1 protein-coding gene is annotated in these 239 nt (G+C 57.7%); it reads left to right on the forward strand.

Annotated features, from left to right (window positions below):
- A partial coding sequence (locus tag SB816_RS34690; protein ID WP_410548585.1) for a cation:dicarboxylate symporter family transporter occupies positions 1 to 239 on the forward strand: 239 nt, incomplete at both ends.

Below are 239 nucleotides of genomic sequence, written 5' to 3' on the forward strand. Positions count from 1 at the left end.
GTCTGATGCGCTACATCGGCGCGGAGTTGTTGCTCGTGATCGGCACGAGTTCGTCGGAGACGGTGTTTCCGCAATTGATCGACAAACTCGAACGACTGGGTTGCGAGAAGTCGGTGGTCGGTCTCGTGTTGCCAACGGCCTATACATTCAATCACGACGGCACCTGCCTTTATTTCGCCGCAGCGGCGGTATTTCTCGCGCAGGCCACCAACACGCCGATGAGCTGGCACGATCAACTG

The sequence above is a fragment of the Achromobacter sp. SIMBA_011 genome (assembly GCF_046535435.1).
In the GTDB taxonomy this organism is placed as follows: Bacteria; Pseudomonadota; Gammaproteobacteria; order Burkholderiales; family Burkholderiaceae_B; genus Achromobacter; species Achromobacter dolens.